Here is a 25,070-nt window from a genome sequence, read left to right as displayed (position 1 = left end):
TCGCAAAACTCCTATTCAGCAAAAAAAATCAATCCATCTAGAAAGCTTTTCTGTCCACTCTTTATATCGCTTTTCAAAGCCAAACTTACATCGCTGAAAAAAGGCTTTCGAAGGTCATCGATATGACCTTGAAAGCCTAGGGGTTTTGGGTTGATTACTAATAAATTAAATATGCTCTTTTTTAAAAATCGTTTAGATTCATTTTCTCCATTTTATTAATCATGCTTATGATCATGGAAATGGATTCCATCGACTGGCTGATCAGAATAAATAATCGCGTCGGTCATACGGATATAGTATCCTTTCTTAGGATTGGTAACCACAACTTTCACATTATGCTTTCCTTTCGGCAACTGGTATTTCCAGAAGATATCGTGTTTTCTCGTTTGGTAATCTGTAGGCATTTTCGTGCGTTCTACTTCTTTCCCATCGATATAAACCGTAAGTTCTAAGGTATAATCTTCTTTGATATTCGCATTTTTCGCCGCATTACCTTTAATCACGATACCTGTTCCCGTGAAGTCAAAGGCATGTTCGGAAACCAACGATTTATTTCCTAAGGACATACGTTCAATTGGATAAGTTCCTTCAAAGGCTTTTTCATAGCGAACAGCTTTCGGTTGTTGCACATTGATAACGATTTCCTTTGCACCAACCTTACCGCCGTTTTTCTTAATCATTTGCAAGGCATGCTTGTAGCCGATATCATATACTTTATTTAATGAAATATCCGTGTATTTAAAGTTGATATCTTCGGCTTCTTTTAATCCCATTTTCCAATATGCTGGAATCTTATCGTAACCTAATATGGTTCCTAAGACACCGCCCGCATTAGAAGGGTTACAATCTGAATCGTGTCCGGCACGTGTCGAAATCTCTAAAGTTTGCGTGAAATCTCCATTGCCATACAATAATCCTAAGACAATATATGCTGCGTTGATCTTCGCATCGATGTTGAACGGACCGAATGCTCCATCCGGACAACCATGCGCTTCTGACCATTTTTTCTGAATTTCAAACCAGGTTTGTTTCCAGTCGTTCGGATATTGTGCATGCCACTTAATAACATCGGCAATACATTTATAGAAGTCACTCTGCTCAGGAACAGTTTTTAAAGCTTCTTTCACGACAAAGTGCACATCGTCAGAAATATATGCGATCGTATATAGCGCGCCTACATAAACACCGCCATACCATCCATCACCATAGTTCATGATATGCCCTACCTTATCAGAGATATCAGATGCTGAATTTGGCATCCCCGGGTTCATCAAACCCGCGAAATCGGCTTCAATTTGATAATCAATATCATCCGCATGTGGATTGTTTAACCAATGTCCTGACTCTGGTGGCATCACACCATTTAAAATATTGTAGCGTGCTGCTTGATTCGCATGCCATAAGGTATATTCAGCATTAGCGAAGGCGTTGGCAAAATCAGATGCCGGTGCGTCAATGCCTTTCTTCTCGATAATATCAACAAAGGTCAAGTCCATATAGACATCATCGTAAAGACCAGGCCATTCAATCATTGTTTTCTTAATATAGCCATCGAACCAAGGAATTACTTTATTATCCGGAATATACGTTCCATTATATTTAAACTCTGTAGGACCACCAAACGTCACACCGATTACTTGGCCTGCCCAACCTCCTTTAAGTTTGTCTTTTAATACTTCTGGTTTAATTTTCGCTTGTTTCGGTAAACTGCTTTGCGCATAAGACGATGCTGATAAACAAACAGCAAGCATACCAAGGGCGATTTTCGGAATAATAAAGTTCTTCTTCATAGATTTGTTTTTGGTTTTTTCACGCCATATGCGTTGCACATATGGATAGGCTAATAGCATAAAATTAGTGCTTATTGATTTCAGAAAAAGACACAAAAAATTAAATTTATATAATTCTATATAACATATTTCATCGAAAAAGCACTATTATATTATTAAATATAAGTCACTTATCTATTATATAATTTTAATATCTAATAACTATACACAGGAGGGCATGTATAATCAATTTCTTAAGTTTATGAGAATTTTAAGATTTACTCCTGATAAAGTTGGAAAATTATAAGCAAGTTTAGTTTGGATTCGAATTACAGAATCACACATGTCGGTTTAACTTAGTCCACATTGCCGCTTTTGCTTATTCCCTAGAGCTATACTTGCAAATTCAAAGCACCCCTATTTTGCCGAACCTCCCTTTAATCGATCGATCGAAGTAAAAACACCACTCTGTTTTAGTAACCACATACCTAGCTTCTCTTCTGCAATTCCCTGTGCAATCTTGTACGTAAAAACTGGCAACCCATTTTCATCGGCTTCGATTTTCATGCGCATAAAATCGATGTTAGGAATATCTTTTAATTGTTGAGACAGCTCAGTAATATGAGAAGAAACAATAACATAAGGTCCATCCACTTGTGCTAGATTACGCATAACATCGAGAATAGCATGTGATGCATCGCTATGATTAGTTCCTTTGAATAATTCGTCGAGGATAATTAAGGCATTCGAATCTACAGGCAGTTGATCAACGATTTCTTTTAATCGAATAGCCTCCACGTAAAAGTGGCTATAGCCGAGCTCCAGATTATCTTGTAAGTTGATACTGGTAAATACACCATCGATTAGGTCGGTCTTAATCTCGTCGGCAGGCACAGGAAAGCCAATATGGGTTAAATACAACGCGGAAGATATGGTCTTAATAATCGAAGACTTCCCAGCCATATTTGCACCGGTAAGAAACCAAATCTTCTTATTATTACTTAAGGTCACATCGTTTTTGACAGGCGCCTTATGAAAAATATGGTAAACGCCTTCCATTCTGATCTCACCGGTTTCATTCTTCGGAAATACTTCTGGATAGCAGAAGCCTAGACTTTTGGAGATCTTCGCCACGGCAAGGTAGGCATCAACCTCAAAAAAGAAACAGATTAATTTCTTGAGTTTAGCCGCAAGTTCATAGCGTATTAGTCGATCCAGCGAATCGATATTGAAGATGTTGACTTTTAATTTATCGGTATTGAATACTTTCCCCTTATAAAGCTGACTCAGGCAATCTTGCGTTAAATCAATCATTTCAGCCATATCTTCATATGGATGATGTTTATTGACTTCCTTATAGAATTTCATGGAGGAAATTAAGAATTCCGACGCTTCTAGAATTGATCGCTTCCGGTAATAATAAATTGGCGACCGTACACCTAAGAAGTCTAAAAAACTAAGGCCTTGACTTGCTCCAGAGTGCGAAGCATGGATATACTTCTCTAAATCCTTAATGATAACCCGATAAAAAGGAAATTCAACATCAGCAACAGGTTCGAGCCTACGGATTTTCGTTTGGCGTGCTTTGATTCCCTCAATATTTAATAAAGGAGTATAAAAAACATCACGAAAGTAATCCTGTCCGCCTTCAGTAATTGCTTGGTCAAAAAAATCAAAAATTGTTCGCCCCCTAAAGTCTCTTAGCTGAATATCTTTTAAGGTTTGTTCATCGATTAGAAAGGTTGCTGCCATAAGTATTTCTAATATACGAACTTCTGTAATGAATTTATCTTCCTTTTTATCGAATGGAAATAAATCACAAGCCAAATCGGTTTACTATTTAAGAAATCGTTTTCGTGATTATTCCATCGCCTTGGTGAATAAACGCCTATTTTAGGATTGACTAATATACTAACCAATTAACAACGGTAAAAATGATTAATAAATTCCCTCCCCTTGGAAAAGGAGATTGGACCCCCAAACCCGCAGTAGGTTGGACCATTCTTCTTGCGCTTTGCCTGACCAGTTCGCAGCAACTTCAAGCATCAGCAAACAATTTAACCACACCAAGTATTTCAGAATCCTATCGGCAACAGGTGTTGCGCGGAAAGGTAACATCAGCCGACGGAACCCCTATTGCGGCTGCTACAGTTACTCGCAAAGGCAGTACGGTATCTGTCAAAACAGATTCCGAGGGTAATTTTGAAATGCCTGCAGTGCCAGCGAACTCCACGCTAATCGTAAGTTCTATAGGATTTCAAAGTCAAGAGGTTATTGTTCAAAACAACAGCCCCCTGACGATTACCCTAGAAGTTAGCGATACGAATATCGACGAAGTTGTGGTAGTCGGCTTCGGAACACAGAAAAAAGAAAACTTAACCGGTGCGGTATCTTCCGTTAAAATGGACGATGTCGTTGGTAGTCGTCCCATCACTTCTTTATCTGCAGGACTTGCGGGACAAGCGCCCGGTTTGTCAGTAACGCAAGGTTCTGGACGTCCAGGTGCTGATGGCGGTACGCTTCGTGTTCGTGGTCAAGGTACATTAAACAACGCTAACCCATTAGTGGTTATTGATGGCGTTGTGGGCGATATGAACTTGATTAACCCGCAAGATGTGGAAAGTATCTCTGTATTAAAAGATGCGGCTTCAGCCTCCATCTATGGATCAAGAGCAGCCAATGGCGTAATCCTAATCACTACAAAGCGCGGTAAAACCGATCAGTTTAAAGTGATTTACAACAATTATTTCTCTTCTCAACAGCCTTCCAATGTCATGACGATGATCTCCAATTATGCAGATTACATGGAATTAGTAAATGAGGGCTCCAAGAACGGAGACGCTAATGCGAAGCCAATTTTCTCACAGGAAAAGATAGACTTATGGCGTGCCAATGAGAATGGCGATCCATTAATGTATCCTAATGTGGATTGGGTTGAATCTTTATTTCAGAATAAAATATCACAAAACCATAACTTATCTTTTACTGGCGGTAGCGAGAAGATAAAATTCTTTGGATCTTATGGTTTATTGGACAATCCTGGAATTATTGAGCAAGCAAACTATAAACGACACACCGGTCGGATTAATTTGGAAGCAGATATCAAGCCTTGGTTATCATTAGGTGCGAATATCAATGGTGTAGTTTCCAAAACACAAATTGGCACCAATCTAATTAACGATGTATTCTTATACGCAGCTGCGAGCACGCCAGGCATGGTTCTAAGAGCTCCGGACGGCAGATTTGGTTCACCAAATAACCCAGAAGATGACCCACAATCGAACAATATTCTACATCGTTTATATGCTCAGAAAGGTGATATCAACAAAAATCGCTTTGTTAGTCGTTTCTTCGCAAAATTAAAACCAACAAAAGGTCTGTCGATCGAGGGTTCATATTCATACACGTATAATGATGATTTTATCTACAGTCAACCTGTCTTTAACGATCGTTGGAACTTCCTAACGAATTCCGTTGCCACAGCTGGCACGGGTCGGAGCTCGGTGACCAATCAATCTGTGAAAACGTACAGATATTACATGGACGGAATTGCTAAATACGAAAATAAAACGTTTGACGATCGCTTAAAATATGAGGTGATGGTTGGAGCGAGTCAAGAATTATTGAAAGATGGATGGTTCGCTGCTTCAAAGCTTGATTTAATAGATCCATCTTTAAGCGTATTAAATGCCGCGACGATGGACGCTTCCGCATCGGGAAATACAACAGATTGGGCAATGCGTTCATTTTTCGGACGTATCAACCTCTCTTTTGACGACAAATACCTTTTGGAAGCCAACTTACGTACGGATGGTTCCTCTAGATTTAAGAGCGGAAGCACACGGTGGGGAACTTTCCCATCAGCATCCTTCGGTTGGAAAATCTCGTCAGAAGAGTTTTATGATGTTGCATGGATGCCAACGTTAAAACTGAGAGCCTCTTATGGATCTCTGGGTAATAATGGAACCGTAGATGATGTCTTTTTCTACAACGGCGGAATCAATAACTACGAGTATCAAACACTTTATAATTCCGCAAACTATGTATTGTCGAACCAATTGTTTGTCGGTTTCGCACAAACCTCTTTGAGCAATAGCTTGATGACCTGGGAGAGCACTAATGTACTAAACTTAGGTCTTGATTTTGACTTATTTGATTATAAGCTTTCTGGATCGGTTGATGTGTTCGACAAGACGACGAATAATATCTTAATCAATCTTCCTGCTCCCCTAGTAGTCGGGGATGCTGGTATTCCCAGAACGAATGCGGCGAAAGTAAGAAACAGAGGGATTGAGACCAATCTTACCTATCGCGACAAGATTGGGGATTCCTTTAACTTCAATGTCAGCGGAAACTTTACATTCATCGATAACAAAGTTATCAAGTTCAAAGGCGATGATCGTTCAATTTCTGGCAACAATTTACTTCAAGAAGGCTACGCTATCAACACGCAATTTATCCTACTTACAGATCGTTTAATTCAAACGGACGAAGATTTAGCACTTGTTGATGCCATGATAGCGAATGCACCTACGGATCCAACGACTGGTAATCCAGTAAATCCATTTGCTGCATTCGGAAAACCTGGAAAGGGCGACTTATTATATAAAGACAGTAATGGCGATGGCATTTTAAATGATGAGGACCGCGTTGCTGTAGGACATGGAACGGCTCCACGCGTTACCTACGGCTTTAACTTAGGCTTTGACTATAAAGGCTTTGATTTCAATGTGTTTTTACAAGGAGCAGCTGGAAACAAACTTATTTATTCAGATATCCATTATACACCGACGGTGCGTTGGGGATATCAGTTAAATAAAGAAATCGTTGATGGCCGTTGGGTTGAGGGTAAAACGGATGCGACTTTCCCAAGATTGCTACCATATACCGACACAAGAAATACGAGAGGAAGCGATTTTTGGTTGCAAAACAAAGCGTATTTACGTGTTAAAAACATTCAACTCGGATATACCTTTCCAAATGAACTTACGCAGCGCTTTGCAGTGCAAAATTTAAGATTATTCGGATCCTTAGAGAATTTCTGGACGGCGACCAGTTACAAAGGCTTCGACCCCGAAGTTAGCGGAACTAATTATCCGACCATGAAACAAGTTGTATTCGGTATTGGATTAACCTTCTAAATTGAAAAAAATGAAAAAGTTATCACTATTATATATTGCTGTAAGTATTAGTTTAAGCTCCTGCTACAAGCTAGATACAGTGCCTTATAGCCAAGTTAGCGCCAATACTTTTTGGCAAAATGAAGATCAAGCTTTAGCTGGCGTTCTTGGTGTCTACAATGATTTGAAAAAAGAAAACACATTCGGACTACAATTTTCGTACGACGTATTGACGGATGTAGGACTAGGCTACGATCCTCCGGGCTTAGGTGAGATTATTTCCGGAACCTTTACCGATCGCTCGGGAATTATTACTGGCCGCTGGAAGAGTGGTTATGATCTGATTCAACGTGCGAATCACGCGATCGCGCAGATTCAAAAAATGAATATCGATGAATCCAAGAAAAACATCATGATCGGCGAAGCGAAGTTCCTGCGCGCATTAATGTATTTCCAACTCAGTAATTTATTTGGCGGACTTCCAATTTATGACGAATCCGTTGATCTGAATACGGAGTTTGCTACCTTGATGAAGGAACGCTCCTCTTTAACTGATGTACAGAATTTCATTATTGCAGATCTAAATTTTGCGGTACAAAACCTTCCTGTTAGCTATGATGCGAAGCATTACGGTCGCGCGACAAAAGGTGCAGCCTATGCATTACGCGGAAAAGTAAATCTGTATATGAAAAAATGGACGGATGCCATTAAGGATTTTGATGAAATTGTAAATAACAAAACGAACAATTACGCTTATAGTTTGAGCAGTAATTATGCCTCCTTATTTAAGCAAGAAGGAGATGCGAGTCCTGAGATGATTTTTTCAATTCAAAATTTAGGAGGTACAGGATTTCCTTATGGTATGCCTATGGCCTTTTATTTAGGATCAAGATCTACATTCGGTAGTTGTTGGAATAGTGTGATGCCAAGTACACGCTTTGCAGATAGCTTCGAAAACAAAGATGGTTCGCCATTTAATTGGGATGATTATTACCCGAACTACAACAATAGCAACGACGCTAAGAAAACAGCAATGATGGCAACCCATACGAATGGCACCTTTACGCATGTACCAGACACCAGTAAAATTCGTTCTATATATGCCAATCGTGATCCTCGTCTCGCTCAAAGTCTTATTGTGCCCTACTCGGATTATCTGGGATGGAATGCCAATCAGGAGCGCAATATGAAACTGGTATTAGCAACTGGAGTTAACGAAAACTTCGGTCAGATTCGAAACAACAGAGGCTGGCTAACGTATATGTGGCGCAAGTTTGTACCGGAGGGTAATTTAAAAGGAGCGCTAACCGATCGCGCGCACACGCCGATTAACTTTCCGATTATCCGTTATGCAGATGTCTTATTGATGCTGGCAGAAGCATACAATGAAAACGGTGAACTTGCAAAAGCTGTTGCAGAATTAAACAAAGTAAGAACACGCTCTAGCATGCCTGGACTAAACTCTGGTGCGGCATTTCTGGCAGTTAGTAATAAAGTAGATATGCAGAAACGCATATCGCATGAGCGAAAAGTGGAGCTTTCTGTTGAAGGACATCGCTATTTTGATTTGAAACGTTGGAATCAGCTAGAATCAGTATCTAATGCCTTTATTGAGAAAAGCATAGTTGGTGATAATTTAGTTACGCGTGGCTATCAAAGTCGCCATAAGATATGGCCAATACCAGGACAGGAGATTGAAATGAATGCGGCTTTAACACAAAATGAGGGCTGGTAATATGAAAAAGATCATCAATTTAATCACCTTATTAATCATCAGTATTCCCACCTTGCTAGGTGCGAATACTGTTCGCGAGAAAGATATAATCACCGGAAGATTTAAAGAAACCGACATTAAATCCAGTTTACTCAGCAATCAGCAATGGGTTCCCTATCCTGCATATACTGATCGTGCGGGTTGGCAAAAACTCACGGCACCTTTTTACGACAACATTATCGCGCAAGGTGAAAAATACCTGGACTACCAATGGCAAGTGGTCAAAGCAACAGATTATCTAGCATATGAACGCAATGGTTCTCGTGTGATCATGGAAAAGCCGATGAACGAAAACGCGGTGGCATTGAGTAATTTATTCTTTGCTGAACTAGCTGAAGGCAAAGGCCGCTTCCTCGATCAAATTATCAATGGCGTTTGGTATTTCTCCGAAATGAGCACTTGGTCTCTATCGGCACACGTTCCTGCATATCAATCAACAAAACGGAGCTTGCCGCAAACTGGCACCCACGTCGTTGATTTAATGGCGGGTGATATGGGATCTTTTCTTTCTTGGATTCACTATTTCTTTCAAGCGGAAATGGACAAGGTAAATCCCGAGATTGCAGCACGTTTAAAGGATAATATTCAGGCTCGTGTGATTGACCCCTATATGACACGTACCGATATGTGGTGGCAAGCATTTGAACTGACACCTAAGCAAATCGTTAACAACTGGAATCCATGGTGTAATTTCAACGTGTTAACCAGCATACTGCTTATCGAGGATAATCCTGAGCAAAAGATTGCAGGAATCTACAAAACGATGCGATCGGTGGATAAATACATCAATTATATGAAGGCGGATGGCGCCTGTGATGAAGGACCTTCCTATTGGGGACATGCCGCAGCAAAACTTTATGATTATTTGGAAATTCTAGCCCTTGCTACGGGCAATAAGGTCAATCTATTCGACCAACCTATGATTAAGGATATGGGCGAATACATCTCTCAATCCTACATTGGCGGAGATAATTGGGTAGTAAATTTCGCCGATGCCTCTGCAAAATATAGCGGCGAGCCCTTATTGATCTACCGCTATGGTACGGCCGTAAAGAGTACAGAAATGCAGTCTTTTGCCAAATACCTTTGGGATGCTAAGTCGACGAAGTTATCTTTTAGCAGAGATGCTTTCCGTAGCTTAGAGAACCTGCGCACGATACATGAGATTGATGGCGCAACTGCTGCCTTACCGAGCAACCCTTACAAATGGTACCCGGAGACGGAATTCCTTTACATCCGAGAAAAAGGCTTCTTCTTAGGCGCTAAAGGAGGATTCAACAACGAAAGCCACAATCACAACGACTTGGGTAATTTTATACTTTACCTAGATGAGCAACCGGTGTTTATTGACGCAGGTGTTGGAACATATAACAAGAAAACGTTTTCTCCTCAGCGCTATGATATTTGGACAATGCAGAGTGCCTACCATAATGTTCCGCAAATTAATGGTATCGATCAAGAGGATGGTGGTCAATTCAGAACTAAGAATACAAAGTTTGACGCCAAGAAAGGCGTGTTTCAAACTGATATTGCTGGCGCCTATCCGAAGGAAGCACAGGTTAATTCTTGGATAAGAACTTACACCGCTAAAAATAGGTCGCTGCAAATAACAGATCAATTTGAGATCAATAATCCATCAAAACCAAATGTGATTACCTTCATGTTAGCAGAAGAACCTCGTTTAGAAAACGGAAAGATTCTATTGAATAATAATAAACATACAATGACTTATGATTCAAAGACATTTGACGCATCAGTTGAAGTATTGAATCAAGATGATAATCGATTGAGCAGCGTTTGGGGTGAAAAGATCTACCGCCTACGTTTAACTGCGAAAGCCACGCCATCGAAGGGCAAATACAGCTTTACAATAAAATAAAAAGCAATGAAAAGAAGAACATGGATCCAGCAGGCAGGCTTACTACTGAGCGGCTTAGGTACGAGCCAATCCGCTAGCAGTATGCTGGCAGATTCCCCTTCCCTCAAGCCAAAAATCGCTATGGACGACCGCAAGTATTGGGTGAGCATTATCTCTAAAATGGCTGCGCCCATCTTGGACAATATCAGCCGGGGTACCTTGCAGAAAAACATGCCGATGATCGTTAGCAAATCGAACGATGGCCGCAACCCTAAGGTCGGCTATTTAGAAGCATTTGGACGACTTCTAGCCGGCATGGCACCGATGCTTGCCCTACCAGCAGATCATAGCGAGGAAGGCCGCATTCGGGCGAAATTCCTAAAGCAAGCTCAGCTCGGTATACAGCATGCTGTTGACCCATCTTCTGCCGACTATTTTGCATGGCGCGATAAATCAAAGCAAACATTAGTAGATGCTGCACATTTGGCTTTAGCCTTTCTGCGCGCGCCAAAAGCATTATGGGAACCGTTACCTGATAAAACTAAAAAGCAAGTCATCGAAGAGTTTAAATACATTCGCTGGATTAAGCCTAATGAAAGCAACTGGCTACTTTTTGCATCGATGACGGAAACATTTCTCTATGTAATTGGTGAAGTACCACTTCGAGAACGCATCGATTATGCGATTGAAAAATTCGATAAAGACTGGTATGTGGGCGATGGTTGGTATAGTGATGGGGATCGATTCAGTTTTGACCATTACAATGGCTACGTCATTCAATGTATGTTGGTTGAAACACTTCGGCATCAGCTTTCCGCCGGTTCGAAATACCAAGAATTGTTTGACCGTGCCTACAAACGCATGCAGCGCTATGCGCATCATTTAGAGCGGATGATTTCTCCGGAGGGTTATTTTCCGGTTGTTGGTCGCAGTTCCACTTACCGCAATGCGGCGTTTCAACCTTTAGCGGCCGTTGCACTGGATCGTAAACTCCCGGAGGATTTAAAACCCGGTCAGGTTCGCGCGGCATTAACCGCCGTATTGAAGAACATTTATAAACATGACCTGTATGATCAATATAGCTGGCTCGTATTAGGGTTTACCTCCGCAGATCAAGGAAATCTAGCGGATTCCTATACAAATGTTGGCTCCCTTTACGAAGCGTCCCTATCCTTTATTGCGTTAGGTTTACCGGCCGATGATGTGTTCTGGACTAGTCCAGCGGAGCCATGGACATCACAAAAAGCATTCTCCGGAAAAGAATTTCCAAGAGATTATTATGTAACTTATTAAGAACCATTATATGAACTTAAACTTCAACAAAGTATTTGCGTCTTCCATTGCATTAAGCGGTGCGGCAGTACTTTTCATGAACATGACTCCGATGCAGGAGAACTTTATCGACACTGCATTTAAAAAGGCGGAAACGCAATACGGTTATTTAGCAAAAGAGGCTGATGTATTAAAGAAATTCCCTCGCACTTCAACCAAGGATGGTCAGCTGAAAGGCACTGATGAATGGGATTGGACGGGTGGATTTTTCCCAGGCTCGCTATGGTACCTGTATCACCAATCCGGCAATGAAAAAACCAAAGCCGAAGCGATCAAATGGACTGAAGCATTGGAAAAAGCGAAGGATCTTGATCAACATCATGATATTGGTTTCGTTATGTATTGCTCCTATGGCAATGCGATTAAATACTTAAAAGATCCCGCTAAAATTAAGGAATATCAAGATATCATCGTCCACTCGTCCAACACCGCTTTAAAGCGTTTTGACCCGAAAGTAGGCCTTATTAAATCTTGGAATGAGAAGAAAGCATGGGATGGCACAACGCTTTGGAAATACCCGGTTATCATTGACAATATGATGAATTTGGAAATGCTTTGCTATGTTTCAGACTTAACGGGTGATCCGAAATACAAGCAAGTAGCGATTTCGCATGCCGATAAAACGATGAAAAACCATTTCCGTAAAGACTACTCGACTTACCATGTGGTGGATTACGATGCTAAGGGAAAAGCAATTCATAAGCAAACCAATCAAGGATATTCGGATAATTCTACTTGGTCAAGAGGACAAGCATGGGCAATCTACGGGTTTACGCTGATGTATCGAGAAACCAAGAAAGCGGACTATTTAAAAACAGCACAACAAGCAGCAAAGTTCTATATCAATCATGCAAACCTACCTGAAGATCGAATCCCGAATTGGGATTTCAATGTGGGACAAGCAGGTTATAAATCGGACGTAGATTTCTCAAAAAGAGCCTTAAATTATGTCCCTAGAGATGCTTCGGCGGCCGCTATAGTTGCCTCTGCCTTAATCGAATTATCTACATTTTCTAAAGGAAAAGATAAAGAACTATTTTTAAACTTTGCGAAACAGAGTCTGGAGACTTTATCGAGACCGAGTTATTTTGCTGATTATGGTACAAACGCAGGATTTCTATTAAAGCATAGCGTCGGCAGCCTACCTCACAATTCGGAAGTCGATGGACCACTCACCTACGCAGACTACTACTATTTAGAAGCTTTAACACGTCTGAAAGAACTAAAAAACTAAATTTCACACATAAATAAGAAAGGTTGGATCGGAATGATTCAACCTTTTTTATTGGCTTTTGTAGCAAATAAATACTAAAAGAAAAGCCTACAGCACAGGATAGCTGCATCAAATTATCTACTTATTTTTAGTTATATTGCAATTAGAAACCGATTTTAATCACCTTATACCTAATCTAAAACTATGATTAAAAGATCAATTATACTCTCTTGTTTGCTATCGATGGCAGCGAGCTATAGCTCAGCCCAAGATTGGAAACCTGCTGGCGACAAAATTCTAACCGAATGGGCTAGCAAAGTAGATCCAAAGCAACCTCATCCGGAGTATCCAAGACCACAATTAACACGTACAAACAATTGGCAGAACCTGAATGGACTATGGAAGTATGCCGTAACGGAGCGTTCCGTATCGCAATTACCGAGCAATTGGGATGGTGATATCCTCGTTCCCTTTGCGATAGAATCTGCGCTGTCAGGCGTCGGTAAGAGCCTTAGCAAAGATCAAGTTTTATGGTATCAAACGGATATCGTCTTATCTAAGAAACTGAAAAATGAAAAAACTATCCTTCATTTTGGCGCGGTGGATTGGCAATGTGAGGTTTTTGTCAATGGCCAATCTGTAGGCCAGCACGAAGGAGGATTTGATGCCTTCAGTTTTGATATTACAGCGGCTTTGAAAAAAGGTGCGAAGCAACAGATTGCGCTACGTGTATGGGATCCGACGAGTGATGGCCCACAACCACGTGGAAAGCAAATCAATAACCCGCATTCCATTTGGTATACGCCTGTATCAGGTATTTGGCAAACAGTATGGTTAGAATCTGTTCCTAAAACATTTATCAAGAGCACGCATCAAACACCGAATGTAGATGACTCTTCATTAGCTTTTCATGCAGAGGTGGAGAATGCACAAAACGGTGATTTAATTCAAATCACAGCATTTGACAATGGCAAGAAAATCGCGGAATCGTCTAACGCCGCGACGGAAACACAGCAATTAAAATTACAAAATATTAGCCTTTGGAGTCCTACGAATCCGAAGCTATACGACATCGAGGTGAAGCTAATGCGCAAAGGGAAAGTTGTCGATCAGGCGAAGAGCTATTTTGCCATGCGTAAGATTTCTAAAAAAGCTGATAAAAAGGGAATTGAGCGCATGTACTTAAATGATGAGTTCTTATTTCATTACGGCCCATTAGATCAAGGTTGGTGGCCCGATGGTTTACATACCTCACCTACTGATGATGCCTTGAAGTTTGATATTGAGAAAACCAAAGAAATGGGTTTCAATATGATTCGTAAGCATATCAAAGTTGAGCCAGCACGCTGGTATAGACACTGCGATAGCATTGGAATCTTAGTTTGGCAAGATATGCCAAGTGGCGATTTAGGAGGTAATATTTGGGATATGCATCCGGGCAAGTTCCGCGCTGGTAAACAGGATAAGGACCGTAGTCCAGCCTCTGAAGCGATATACAAGAAAGAGTGGAATAGCATTATGACGCAATTACATAACTTCCCTAGTATCGTTGTTTGGGTACCTTTCAATGAGGCCTGGGGACAATTTAAGACGAAAGAAATTGTAGAATGGACGAAACAGAAAGATCCTTCGCGCTTAGTGAATGGTGCAAGTGGTGGTAATTATCAAGCGCCGGGTGATATTTTAGATTTACATAATTATCCAGAGCCAGCTATGCCAGATCCGGCACGCTTCGGTAAAGACTTTATCTTAGCGAATGGCGAGTTTGGTGGATTAGGACTTCCAGTGGAAGGGCATACATGGCAAGCGAAAGACAATTGGGGCTACCAATCGTTTAAGAGCGTTGATGAGCTTAAGAAAAGATACAGAGAACTTATTACTGACTTGGTAAAATTAACGCAATGGGGGCTTTCTGCTGCGGTTTACACGCAAACGACCGACGTTGAAGTAGAAACCAATGGTTTGATGACCTACGATCGTAAGGTGATCAAGATTCCAGTTTCTGAATTGAAGCAGATTAATGATCAATTATACAATCCGAACTTAATCAATTAATCAAGGCGTAATGAACTCGAGAAAAAAGGGCTTTCGAATAAAACGAAAGCCCTTTTTTTATTATTTTATCAGCACTTTAAAGAACTTCTTTCGTTGATCTGGCACTTCGCCATAGAAGAAGTTTCTAAAATAGAACTCATGATCATTCTTCCAAAAGATGTCGGTAATTGTGCAGAGATCAAAACCTTCTTCGGTAACACTCAGCGGCAGACGCCCTAAGAGTTGATAGCCAGTCGTACCCTTTTGTTGAATGAAATATTCAGAGCATTCCTGTCCTGGAAAATATCCATTCAATCGATATTTTTTACTTGGTGAGCTCAATAGATAGGCAGGATTGCCAACTAGATCCACCTGTGCAATTCCTTGATTTAAATCGATTGAAAAATCAGAGGTATGGCCGCCTTCCATCAGCAAGATGCGTTCGCTTGGATAGTAGCGCACAAAGCCTGCATCCCAGGTATATTTCGCATAGTTCGGATTGATGGTATCTCCGTTTTGGAAACGTATAAAGGCAATAAATTCGCCTTCCAAGGTGGAATCAACCTTATAGGCATCGTTCCAACCTCCAAAGGTCACCTCACCTTTCAGCATTTCCTTGGCCTTCGCAAAATCGCTAATATAAACTAGCGTATCCTTCGGATTCGGTAGCGTCGATTCAGCTTTTGCTTGAAAGAATGGCAGCGAGTCGATTGTTGACATCACCAAAGTATCATTCTCATAAACAATTTTCCCTTCCGATACGAGGGTCAGGGTATCAGCGTCTTTGCTAGTTGCTACCGTCTGTTTCGTCTGATTGTTGTTGCAGGCAATTATGATAGATAAACCTAAGACAACAACGGGTATCTTTATTTTAAAATTCATTGTTCACTAATCCTATTACCATCTACCTCCAGCACCACCACCACCAGAGGAACCTCCGCCGAAACTACCACTCGAAGAGCCCCCGCCAGAAGAACCTCCTCCAGAAGAGCCACTGCTGCTGCTCGAGCTTCGTGTTAGTTTTGGAATCGTAAAAGTACTGTTTACAACACGATATTTACAATTTCTACAATCATCGACATTTTCCCCCTGTCCACTGGAACTATAAGTTGCCGCAGTAATGGTATGCGATTTACTCTTCTCCAAAGTATAGAAATGGCATTCTGGACATTCACTAAAGTGCCTATCAATATCCCAAGGAATCAACTGAATCTGTTTGCTACTGGTATTTTCCCAAATCTCGTAATTTCTAGCCTTGATACTTTCCTCTTTGATATTCCCCTTACTCAAGTAAGATGCAATTCCTAGGGTCAGTTGATCGCGATTAAGTCGCTTCCAATTACCGGAATTATCAGGTGGAACAAATCGTTTACGATCTTTAACTTTCCTTCTGAAGATCGCTATTAAATCAAACCAAGCCAATGGCGATAGCAACATGGGGATAAATGTAAAGCCAAGGAACTTATTAACTGCTTTCGCGCGTTCTTCGGTGTCGGTATAGCTTTTATTGATGTTGGTACGCGAGTAATTCACCTTCATGGCCAAAATAATACCGGCGAGTATAAAGGCAAAATATGGTGTATGTTTTACTTGGTAGATATACTCTAAGTTATGAAGTAAGAAGGCAAATAAGAATACGGTCAGAAACATCAATATTCCCATACAGCCCATGCCGGCAAAGATGGGTAAAAATGGATTCTTTTTGTTTGGTGAGCGGATCAGACTTGAAGCAACAAAATGCACATAGATATAAAACAGGGCAAACATCCCTAAGATCAAGAGGGAATTCTTTAAATAAACATTCCGTAGACTCCAGAATGGGGTCGCTTCAGGTAATCGCGCTTCAAGCTCCGCACGGATGTCGGGCGATAACAGCACTTCCGATATAAAATTCGCAGCATCCAATATCCCTTGATCATATTCATCGGATTGGAATTTAGGTACTAGATATTTCTCGCCAATGCGTTTCAAATACGCGTCCGGCATGGATGCCTCCATCCCATAGCCCGATATAAATCGGTATTCATGTCTATTTACTGCTACAAATAGCAGTAAACCGTTATTCGCTTCCTTCTTTCCAATTCCCCATTTATTAAACAGATCAAGCGCAAATTGAAAATCACTATCGCCGACATAGTCGTTGACCACAACGATCGCAAATTCAGCACCTGTCAGCGAGTCAATTTGCACAGAGAGCCGATCGAGTTCAGCTACCGTCGAACCAGACAGGATGCCGTTTGGATTGGACACAAAGTAATCTTGACCTCTGGACTTTGGACTCGGCAAATTATCAACCGTATAAGGTTCTGCATATGTTGGAGACTCCTGCATCGCAATCCCTGGATCGGTGACTAATTGCCCTAAAACAAGTGATGGAGCAGATAAAAACAAGCAAAATAGCAGATAAAGAAATTGATTTACGGTCCTTGATCGTGTCATATAGGGATTAAATATCTTTACTAAACTTAACGATAATTACGCAAATATTGAAGAAAGGCGATAAGAAATTAACATTTGCGAAGGAAATCTGCAATTCTGTCAGTTTGCAAACCAAAACTGTAAATACTTAGTTACTAAAATAATCTTAATCCATTGTTTACCGTCTAATTACACGAAATGCCGAATATGGTCTATTATTTGAATTAAAGAAAACATGATGACGAAACTATTAAAAGTTATAATCTTGTTGATGGTTATCGCAGGATTGGGTTGGTTTGTCTGGCAATTTACTAAGCCAAAGACCAATACTGTTAGCAACCATCAAGTGCTCTTGGAACGCATTGAGTCCATGGGTAAATTAGAATTAGTAAAATACAGGATGTCCGATGTAGTTGAGCATAAGGTTATTTCTCAATTTCTACCGGATGCGAGTGTATTGCTGATTATTAAAGCGGATGCTGTAGGATGTGTTGATTTAAGTAAGTTAAAATCGGAGGATGTGGAGGTGCTAGGCGATTCAGTGCATATTACTTTACCTAATCCAGAGATCTGCTATGTGAAGATTGATCACAATGATTCGAAGGTTTACGACACAAAGATGGCGTTCTTTCGAGAGGCGAATTTAGTAGACGACGCTTTCAAAGCTGCGGAGAATGAAATCACCAAGCAGGTGAAGAAGTCGGATATACTAGAGCAGACAAAAAAGAATGCAATGGACATCTTCAAGCCTTTAATGGAAGGTTTAGGGTATAAGAAATACAGTATTGGATATCAATAATTTATAACAATAAAAGTTAATCCACAATGAAGCGGGATGTATTCAAGAGTTATGACAAGATAGCGGACTGGTTCGCTGAGCAGCGAACGACACTTATCGAAAAACCGTACTTGGATTTGCTTGCAGCGCACATCCCCTTTCCTGCTTCTATTTTGGATCTAGGCTGCGGTACTGGTATTCCAATTTACGCTTATCTACGCGACAAAGGCTATCGGCTGAAGGGCGTTGATGCGAGCACGGCGATGTTGGCTATTGCGCAGAGAAATTTCCCTGATGGCGACTTCCTCGAGCAGGATATGCGCGAGCTTCATCTCGAAGAGCAATTTGATGCAATTATTGCATGGCATAGCTTTTTTCACTTGAATATGGATGAGCAACGCGCGATGTTCCCGCGCTTTAAGGAGCATTTGAAACCTGCTGGAGTGCTGCTGTTTACCAGTGGCCCAGAAGAAGGTGAAGCCTGGGGCATGTACCATGGCGAGAATCTTTACCATGCCTCCCTAGGTGAAAAGGAATATAGACAACGCTTAGATGAACAGGGTTTCGAAGTACTATTACATCGCCAGAACGATTTAAATTGCGGCGGTGCTACTGTATGGCTCTGTCAATACAAAATACCTTAGAGGGCTTTGTATTTGATTTTCTTCATATTGGGAAGAAAATAAGCAATCACCCCCAATAAGGGAAGGTAAGAACATACGATGTAAATGCTTTCCAAGGAAGTCTTATCTGCAAACCAACCTAATATTGCAGCTCCTAATCCCCCCATTCCAAACGCAAAGCCATAGAATAAGCCGGATACCATCCCTATCTTTTTTGGTAATAGTTCTTGGGCATAGACTAGGATTGATGGGAATGCAGAAGCCATTATTAGTCCGATAATGGATACCAGAATTCCTGTCCACATTTCATTGGCATAAGGTAATGCCAAGGTAAATGGTGCGCAACCTAATACGGATAACCAAATTATATATTTTCTCCCCATAATATCTCCTAAGAAGCCTCCAAATAGCGTCCCTAGAGCAATTGCTATTAGAAAATAGAATAGATAAACTTGAGCGGCTACCTCGGTAATTCCAAACTTATGCATCATATAGAATTGCAGATAACTAGTAATACTAGCGACGTAAACATACTTTGAGAAGATCAAAATCAACAAAACCGTAATAGCGACAACAATTCTAGTTTGCGATAAATCAGGCAGCATTATTTGCTTTTTTGCCTGTGTTCGCGCATATTCTAAAACTTTAACATACCACCTTGCAATATAGCTCAGGATAAGCTGCGCAATTAACACCACTACAATAAACCACATGATATTCTTCTGGCCTGCTGGTATCACAAACCAGGCTAGTAGTAAAGGTGCTAGCGCCGTCCCAGTGTTTCCACCAATTTGAAATATCGATTGAGCTAAGCTACGTTTACCCCCTGAGGATAAATAAGCTACACGCGAAGATTCTGGATGAAATATCGAAGAGCCTATGCCTACCATCGTTACAGCAAATAACACCGCATAATAGCTATCGGCTACCGATAAGGCGATGATTCCAACAAAGGAAAACATCATGGCAATAATTTGAGAATAAGGCTTAGGGTGCTTATCTGTATACATACCCACAATTGGCTGTAGTAAAGAGGAAGCCAATTGAAAACAAAAAGTAATCATCCCAATCTGTGCAAAATTCAAATGAAAATTATCTTTTAATAAAGGATATGACGCAGGGATCACTGCTTGTATTAAATCGTTCGATAGATGGGCCAAACAGATGGCAATTAAAATAGGATAAGATGTTTTATTTGGATCGTAAGCGGCAGTAGTTTTAAACATGTTCTTCTTTGAATTTTATTTTCTCCAAGGAGATTTCCAAGATTTAAATCGATACGAACAAATGTAGAAGTTAATTTCTATTAAACGAATCCCTTCGTCGGCTTTTGCCCAAAGCTTAATGATTTAGACGAAGATTTTACAATTCGAGCTGTTTTTCGAGATAGCCATGTAAAGCATAAAGTGTATAACGCTGAAATTCAACGATTAATCTAAATCAAATAAGCGTAAAACACAGCTTAATGGCGCTCTCCCTGATTCCAGTGATAATTAAAAGGCATGTTAGGATTCTTCTGATTTTGTTTTATATTTATGACAACACCAACTAAAACACATACAATTAAGCCCTTACATTAAATAATGACAGCATTATTAGAAGAGAGTTTTCAGTTTGTTTTGTCTGCCTGGTATTGGACAAGTCTATTCTTTTTCTTGTTCTTCTCGCTGCTCTATTTTGTTGGGGCTGCCATCACAGATTACCTCGTGCGAATTCAAGAACCTGACCTGAAGAAGATTGTCAATGCGCCCAAGCAAGCACAACGCGCGCAGGAGATTAAGAACTCACTCGTGTCCATCTTTGTTTTCAGTATACAAGCTATTTTATTCCAACAGCTGTTTGCAATGGGTATTTTCCATGTTGAGTTCGATAATCCATTGCGCTGTCTTTGGGAAATCCCGTTATTGTTTCTTTGGAATGAGATTCACTTCTATATCATGCATTGGCTTTTGCATCGACGTTGGATGATTCGACATGTCCATAAAGTACATCACTGGTCCGTCGAGCCTACCGCATACTCTATCTATAGCTTTCATTGGCTAGAAGCCTTTATGCTCGGAAGCGTAATCTTCTTCCCGCTCTTAGTACATGATTTCCAGATTTACTCGCTATTGAGCTTACCACTGATGAGTTTAATCGTGAATCTACTTGGGCATTGTAACCATGAATTAAGTGAAGAAACAGACCCTCGTTCCTTCTCCAAATATACATTTAGACATAGTATGCATCATAAATATGGGAAGGGCAACTTCGGATTTATGTTGCCTTGGATAGACCGATTATTTGGTACCCAATTACCTAAAATAAATAACAATGAAGAAAGAATTTAAGCAAGTATATATTAACGCCATTGGCGCTCATTTACCTAATTCTCCAGTTTCCAACGATGAGATTGAAGATTACTTAGGTCTTATTGCGGGCAAGAGCTCGCGAACGAAGCCACGTATGCTTCAGCAAAATGGTATTAAGACGCGTTACTACGCCTTGGATAAAGCGCAAAACTCAACAGACTCGGTTTCCGGGATGGCAGCGAAAGCAATTGAGGACTGTCTCGCGAAAGGTAGTTTTCAGAAATCTGCAGTTCAGTTTATTGCGGCAGGCACCACACAGTCTGATTTGCCTGTTCCGGGCTTCGCAAGTATGGTTCATGGGGCCTCCAAGCTTCCAATATGTGATATTACATCGCATCAGAGCGTTTGCTCAGCTGGCATAATGGCATTGAAAAGTGCGTTCTTACATATTCAAGCGAATGAGCACCAACATGCTATTATTTGTGCTGCGGATATGCCAAGTCGAATGTTTAAAGCTTCGCGATTTGAAAATCAGCCGAGTATCCAGGAGAAAGGATTGCCTTTGGATACGGATTTTTTACGCTGGATGCTCTCTGATGGAGCCGGCGCAATGTTGCTTTCCGATGCACCTAATCCGAAGGGACTATCGCTACAGATTGAATGGATTGACGTTAAATCGTATGCGAATAAATTCGAGCCCTGTATGTTTGCGGGAGCAAATAAAACACGCGACGGCAAGATGACTCAAAGCTGGCTGGATTATTCTTCGTTTACACGTGCAGATCAAGATTCGGCAATTAATTTAAAGCAAGACATCAAGCTGGTCAATGAAACCGTAAATCTTGGGGTTCAGCATTTTTTCCATCTTATTGAGGATGGAAAGCTCGATGTGAAAGATATTGACTGGTTGGTATGCCATTACTCATCCGAGTATTTTAAACAGCCGATTGTCGATTTACTAGCAAAAGGCGGTGTGCATATTGATGAGGAGAAATGGTTTACCAACCTACATCAGAAAGGTAATACAGGTTCGGCATCAATTTACATCATGCTCGAAGAACTATTTAATGGAAAACAATTAAAGGCTGGTGATCATATCGTTTGTATGGTTCCAGAAAGCGGTCGCTTTATTACAAGTTTTGTAAAATTGAAAGTTGTTGCCGCACAATCCGATCGAAAGAAACCTAGCATTGCCAAGAGTGATGAGATATTAGCACCTACTGTTAATATTGATCATAAACCAATTCAAGAGCGTCTTGTTCGTTCATTGACAGATACATGGGTTGATTTTGAGCTTTCCCTACGAAATACCGATATTATCGATCGAATCTACAATGGTACGATTAGCCTTGCAGATTATCGCTTGCTCCTACTGAATCTGCGACAACAGGTTATTGATGGTTCTCAATGGATTGCACGTGCGGCTTCGAATGTCAGCATGGAGTATTTTGATATTCGTTCTTCTTTTATTTCCCACTCTAGGGATGAGCATAAGGATTATCAGATCCTAGAGAAAAATTACATCAATTGCGGTGGAAATCGAGAAGATCTCTATAGCGGGCAAAAGAACATCGGTAGTGAGGCTTTAAGCGCCTACATGTTTCATAAAGCCAGCCAGCCAAATCCATTTGATTTACTGGGAGGTATGTTTATCATAGAAGGCCTTGGAAACCGATTGGCAGGAAAGTGGGGACGCGCAATACAAGAGCAGCTTGATTTAAATGAAGATCAAGTTTCATTTTTCACTTACCATGAGACAAGCGATAGTAACGATAACCATTTTGAACGATTCGAGAATGCATTAAATTCAGACTTGTTAACTGCAGAGATGGCGAATAGAGTTGCAAAGACCGCAAAAGTGGTCGCTAGACTTTATCAAATGCAGTTGGCTGAATTAGGAAATTATTAATTGGCTATGATACATAACAGTTCATATTTTGAAAAACTAGAGAACAATCCTCGTGATCCAAGTCATTGGCACGCCTTGTTTTTAGATAATAGCGTTCCGTTTAACAAGGATGCAAAAGCGGCTTTCTTATTTGATTCAACACGGAAAAGCAAACAATTTTTACTACCCTTCTTACGGGTAATTGGGCGTCTGACGATTATTATCTTACAGATCTTCAAGGCGGTTGCGCCCAACTTAATCAATGCACCGAAAACCCTACATCGCTTCTTATACTGGGGTATGAAATATTGGGTTTCACCAGAGGCGAACTTCTTGATTTTACGCCACTTTTACTTGGGCTCAGAAGTCCTTCGGTTTATTAAGGATAATGTCAAAGGTGCGGAAGATATTCCCATGAACCCTCTAAAACCTGAGTCAATTGAAGCTGTTAAAGATAACCTATTTTTAGAGCATGACTTAAATCTCTATAATTTCATTATCAATTTAAATAAAGCAATTCAAGAGCAAGGACTATCTATTCGGCCCGTGGAGCATCCAAACTTCTCCGCAATTACGGTTGGTCCACTCCCATTTGAAGAATTTAGAGACAAATGGACAAATGTCTTAGACTTATCGTCTGCAATTGAGATCTTCACTCCGGTATATCAGTTCTTTCTGACGGATAACGATTTCTGGCGAGCATCCAACTCTTTACAGTTAGATGAAGTTATCGGAGTCTACGCCGCTACGATAATGCGTTGTCCCGAGAAGCTTGTTGCGTTGAACAATAAACACCCGATGATTCCGCTACCTACTTATGGAGCCGGTTTTCGACTCGTCTTACATGGATTGTCGACAGAAGTATTGCATCATCTGATTAGTCAGGAGAAGGAATTCAAGGAAACTGCACTGGTGGTCGAATAGCAAAGAATCGCAGCATCCATAAAGCATGATAGTTTGAGCACCCGAGAGATTGCCCAAACTATCATGTATATATAGCAAAGGTTATTTTATAAGCCGTTATCCATTAAATATTGACCAAGACCTGCTAAATCAGTGTCTTTTAAAATCACTCGCTTATCCTTGTCTAAGAGATAAATTGTCGGAGATGCTTTTAGATCATATAGCCCTGTATTCAATACGACTTGATTCTCATCCACGCCATTGATCCAATTAGAAGGAATTTGCGCAGCATAGTCTTCCCAAATCTCTAGACTTCCTTCCGGATATATAGCAAGAATTTGGAATTTCTTATCGGCAATCATCTTATTAATAGACTCTTGCTGTTTCAACTGCCCAATGACTTCTTCACAATTCGAACAACCTGGCTCGTAGAAGAAAAGCAAGGTTAACGGAGACTGGAAATCTGTAAGCGAGTTAACTGGTTTAATTTTGGTCTTAAACTGAAAGTTGGTCGCTATACTATTCACCTTATTCTTACGAACTAAATCTAAGAGTATTCTATAACGCATTTTCTCGTCCGCTGAGACCTTATCGCTACTCGTATAGTAAACTAATACAGGCTCATAGAATAAGTCGCTACGCATCGGGGAATTCGGATCAAACAAATAACTATCAAGTTTCTGCTTAAAATAGTCGAATCCTTTTTGCTCTTGTTTCGCTTGATCAAGAAAATCTTCCATTCCTTCGTTTACTTTCTCAACAGGCATCGCTGGGAACATAGCCACATAGTTCACCAAAGCTTGCTCTCCATAATCTGGATTCAAGATCTTCGTTGTATCACTAAAATTAAAGTTATCCCAATAATGCTCAAATACATAATTCAATTGATCCTCCTTAGCTGTCAACTTTTCTGGTGGTTTTGGTGCGGTATACACCGTTTCCGTTGTATTCACAGTACCAGCATCGCTAGCTTGCTTCTTCTTTTGATTACAAGCACTAAACAGTAATGCTAAACAAAGCGCGTTTGCCATGACAATTACAATGGTTTTTCTCATATAGGAGCAATTAA

The 25,070-nt window shown here is 40.6% G+C and carries 17 protein-coding genes; 11 read left to right on the top strand and 6 right to left on the bottom strand.

Annotation, left to right across the window (positions count from 1 at the left end):
* Positions 1–215: 215 nt before the first annotated feature.
* Both GFH32_RS08760 and GFH32_RS08755 read right to left on the bottom strand, forming a co-directional pair.
* The gene (locus GFH32_RS08760) at positions 216–1,790 is read right to left on the bottom strand and encodes an ADP-ribosylglycohydrolase family protein (protein WP_153511237.1); all 1,575 of its coding nucleotides are present in this window, start codon (positions 1,788–1,790) and stop codon (positions 216–218) included.
* 396 nt (positions 1,791–2,186) lie between these two features.
* Positions 2,187–3,521, bottom strand: coding sequence for a MutS-related protein (locus GFH32_RS08755; protein ID WP_153511235.1), 1,335 nt, complete (start codon positions 3,519–3,521; stop codon positions 2,187–2,189).
* Between the two features lie 182 nt (positions 3,522–3,703).
* Here GFH32_RS08755 and GFH32_RS08750 point away from each other — a divergent pair, with 182 nt between their 5' ends.
* The 6 genes from GFH32_RS08750 (at position 3,704) to GFH32_RS08725 (ending at position 15,121) form a co-directional block, all read left to right on the top strand.
* The gene (locus tag GFH32_RS08750; protein WP_153511233.1) at positions 3,704–6,910 is read left to right on the top strand and encodes a SusC/RagA family TonB-linked outer membrane protein; all 3,207 of its coding nucleotides are present in this window, start codon (positions 3,704–3,706) and stop codon (positions 6,908–6,910) included.
* Positions 6,911–6,920: 10 nt separating this feature from the next.
* Entirely contained in the window at positions 6,921–8,624 is a 1,704-nt protein-coding gene (locus GFH32_RS08745; RefSeq protein ID WP_153511231.1) for a RagB/SusD family nutrient uptake outer membrane protein, read from the top strand.
* Between the two features lies 1 nt (position 8,625).
* Positions 8,626–10,542: a heparinase II/III family protein gene (locus tag GFH32_RS08740; RefSeq protein WP_153511229.1), complete on the top strand. Its 1,917-nt coding sequence runs from the start codon at positions 8,626–8,628 to the stop codon at positions 10,540–10,542.
* A 6-nt stretch (positions 10,543–10,548) separates the two neighbouring features.
* On the top strand, positions 10,549–11,814 hold the full coding sequence (locus tag GFH32_RS08735; RefSeq protein ID WP_153511227.1) for a DUF2264 domain-containing protein: 1,266 nt from the start codon (positions 10,549–10,551) through the stop codon (positions 11,812–11,814).
* 10 nt (positions 11,815–11,824) lie between these two features.
* The gene (locus GFH32_RS08730; RefSeq protein WP_228384246.1) at positions 11,825–13,087 is read left to right on the top strand and encodes a glycoside hydrolase family 88 protein; all 1,263 of its coding nucleotides are present in this window, start codon (positions 11,825–11,827) and stop codon (positions 13,085–13,087) included.
* 183 nt (positions 13,088–13,270) lie between these two features.
* Complete coding sequence (locus GFH32_RS08725) at positions 13,271–15,121, top strand: glycoside hydrolase family 2 protein (protein ID WP_153511225.1); 1,851 nt, start codon at positions 13,271–13,273, stop codon at positions 15,119–15,121.
* Between the two features lie 60 nt (positions 15,122–15,181).
* On the opposite strand, the gene GFH32_RS08720 is transcribed toward GFH32_RS08725, so the two are convergent.
* Entirely contained in the window at positions 15,182–15,982 is an 801-nt protein-coding gene (locus GFH32_RS08720; RefSeq protein WP_153511223.1) for a hypothetical protein, read from the bottom strand.
* 15 nt (positions 15,983–15,997) lie between these two features.
* On the bottom strand, positions 15,998–17,539 hold the full coding sequence (locus GFH32_RS08715) for a TPM domain-containing protein (protein ID WP_153511221.1): 1,542 nt from the start codon (positions 17,537–17,539) through the stop codon (positions 15,998–16,000).
* A 214-nt stretch (positions 17,540–17,753) separates the two neighbouring features.
* Here GFH32_RS08715 and GFH32_RS08710 point away from each other — a divergent pair, with 214 nt between their 5' ends.
* Together GFH32_RS08710 and GFH32_RS08705 are read left to right on the top strand one after the other, a co-directional pair.
* Entirely contained in the window at positions 17,754–18,317 is a 564-nt protein-coding gene (locus GFH32_RS08710) for a DUF4230 domain-containing protein (RefSeq protein WP_228384245.1), read from the top strand.
* Between the two features lie 26 nt (positions 18,318–18,343).
* Positions 18,344–18,940 (top strand): class I SAM-dependent methyltransferase, encoded by a 597-nt coding sequence (locus GFH32_RS08705; RefSeq protein WP_153511220.1) that lies wholly within the window; start codon positions 18,344–18,346, stop codon positions 18,938–18,940.
* On the opposite strand, the gene GFH32_RS08700 is transcribed toward GFH32_RS08705, so the two are convergent.
* On the bottom strand, positions 18,937–20,145 hold the full coding sequence (locus tag GFH32_RS08700; RefSeq protein WP_153511218.1) for an MFS transporter: 1,209 nt from the start codon (positions 20,143–20,145) through the stop codon (positions 18,937–18,939). The genes GFH32_RS08705 and GFH32_RS08700 overlap by 4 nt on opposite strands.
* Before the next feature lie 357 nt (positions 20,146–20,502).
* Here GFH32_RS08700 and GFH32_RS08695 point away from each other — a divergent pair, with 357 nt between their 5' ends.
* From GFH32_RS08695 to GFH32_RS08685, 3 genes are read left to right on the top strand one after another with little or no spacing between them, the layout of a single operon-like run.
* Entirely contained in the window at positions 20,503–21,249 is a 747-nt protein-coding gene (locus GFH32_RS08695; protein ID WP_153511216.1) for a sterol desaturase family protein, read from the top strand.
* Positions 21,233–23,119: a 3-oxoacyl-[acyl-carrier-protein] synthase III C-terminal domain-containing protein gene (locus tag GFH32_RS08690; protein WP_153511214.1), complete on the top strand. Its 1,887-nt coding sequence runs from the start codon at positions 21,233–21,235 to the stop codon at positions 23,117–23,119. Before GFH32_RS08695 ends, GFH32_RS08690 begins: the two co-directional genes overlap by 17 nt.
* Before the next feature lie 6 nt (positions 23,120–23,125).
* Positions 23,126–24,022 carry a DUF6999 family protein gene (locus tag GFH32_RS08685; protein ID WP_153511212.1) on the top strand — a complete coding sequence of 299 codons (897 nt, stop codon included), beginning with the start codon at positions 23,126–23,128 and terminating at the stop codon, positions 24,020–24,022.
* Positions 24,023–24,108: 86 nt separating this feature from the next.
* Here GFH32_RS08685 and GFH32_RS08680 read toward each other — a convergent pair whose 3' ends face one another.
* A complete protein-coding gene (locus GFH32_RS08680) occupies positions 24,109–25,056 on the bottom strand; it encodes a DUF5106 domain-containing protein (protein WP_153511210.1) in 948 nt (315 codons plus the stop codon).
* Between the last annotated feature and the right edge of the window lie 14 nt (positions 25,057–25,070).

This window comes from Sphingobacteruim zhuxiongii (assembly GCF_009557615.1).
Classification (GTDB): domain Bacteria; phylum Bacteroidota; class Bacteroidia; order Sphingobacteriales; family Sphingobacteriaceae; genus Sphingobacterium; species Sphingobacterium zhuxiongii.
Note: the sequence above shows the minus strand (reverse complement) of the source record. Positions and strands in the feature narration are given on the sequence as shown.

What these genes read in the sequence shown, in the direction of transcription:
- GFH32_RS08725 (WP_153511225.1), top strand. Translation starts at nt 13,271, where the DNA reads ATGATTAAAAGATCAATTATACTCTCTTGTTTGCTATCGATGGCAGCG.
- GFH32_RS08750 (WP_153511233.1), top strand. Translation starts at nt 3,704, where the DNA reads ATGATTAATAAATTCCCTCCCCTTGGAAAAGGAGATTGGACCCCCAAA.
- GFH32_RS08690 (WP_153511214.1), top strand. Translation starts at nt 21,233, where the DNA reads ATGAAGAAAGAATTTAAGCAAGTATATATTAACGCCATTGGCGCTCAT.
- GFH32_RS08715 (WP_153511221.1), bottom strand. Translation starts at nt 17,539, where the DNA reads ATGACACGATCAAGGACCGTAAATCAATTTCTTTATCTGCTATTTTGC.
- GFH32_RS08685 (WP_153511212.1), top strand. Translation starts at nt 23,126, where the DNA reads ATGATACATAACAGTTCATATTTTGAAAAACTAGAGAACAATCCTCGT.
- GFH32_RS08700 (WP_153511218.1), bottom strand. Translation starts at nt 20,145, where the DNA reads ATGTTTAAAACTACTGCCGCTTACGATCCAAATAAAACATCTTATCCT.
- GFH32_RS08760 (WP_153511237.1), bottom strand. Translation starts at nt 1,790, where the DNA reads ATGAAGAAGAACTTTATTATTCCGAAAATCGCCCTTGGTATGCTTGCT.
- GFH32_RS08710 (WP_228384245.1), top strand. Translation starts at nt 17,754, where the DNA reads ATGATGACGAAACTATTAAAAGTTATAATCTTGTTGATGGTTATCGCA.
- GFH32_RS08740 (WP_153511229.1), top strand. Translation starts at nt 8,626, where the DNA reads ATGAAAAAGATCATCAATTTAATCACCTTATTAATCATCAGTATTCCC.
- GFH32_RS08695 (WP_153511216.1), top strand. Translation starts at nt 20,503, where the DNA reads ATGACAGCATTATTAGAAGAGAGTTTTCAGTTTGTTTTGTCTGCCTGG.
- GFH32_RS08735 (WP_153511227.1), top strand. Translation starts at nt 10,549, where the DNA reads ATGAAAAGAAGAACATGGATCCAGCAGGCAGGCTTACTACTGAGCGGC.
- GFH32_RS08705 (WP_153511220.1), top strand. Translation starts at nt 18,344, where the DNA reads ATGAAGCGGGATGTATTCAAGAGTTATGACAAGATAGCGGACTGGTTC.
- GFH32_RS08680 (WP_153511210.1), bottom strand. Translation starts at nt 25,056, where the DNA reads ATGAGAAAAACCATTGTAATTGTCATGGCAAACGCGCTTTGTTTAGCA.
- GFH32_RS08755 (WP_153511235.1), bottom strand. Translation starts at nt 3,521, where the DNA reads ATGGCAGCAACCTTTCTAATCGATGAACAAACCTTAAAAGATATTCAG.
- GFH32_RS08745 (WP_153511231.1), top strand. Translation starts at nt 6,921, where the DNA reads ATGAAAAAGTTATCACTATTATATATTGCTGTAAGTATTAGTTTAAGC.
- GFH32_RS08720 (WP_153511223.1), bottom strand. Translation starts at nt 15,982, where the DNA reads ATGAATTTTAAAATAAAGATACCCGTTGTTGTCTTAGGTTTATCTATC.
- GFH32_RS08730 (WP_228384246.1), top strand. Translation starts at nt 11,825, where the DNA reads ATGAACTTAAACTTCAACAAAGTATTTGCGTCTTCCATTGCATTAAGC.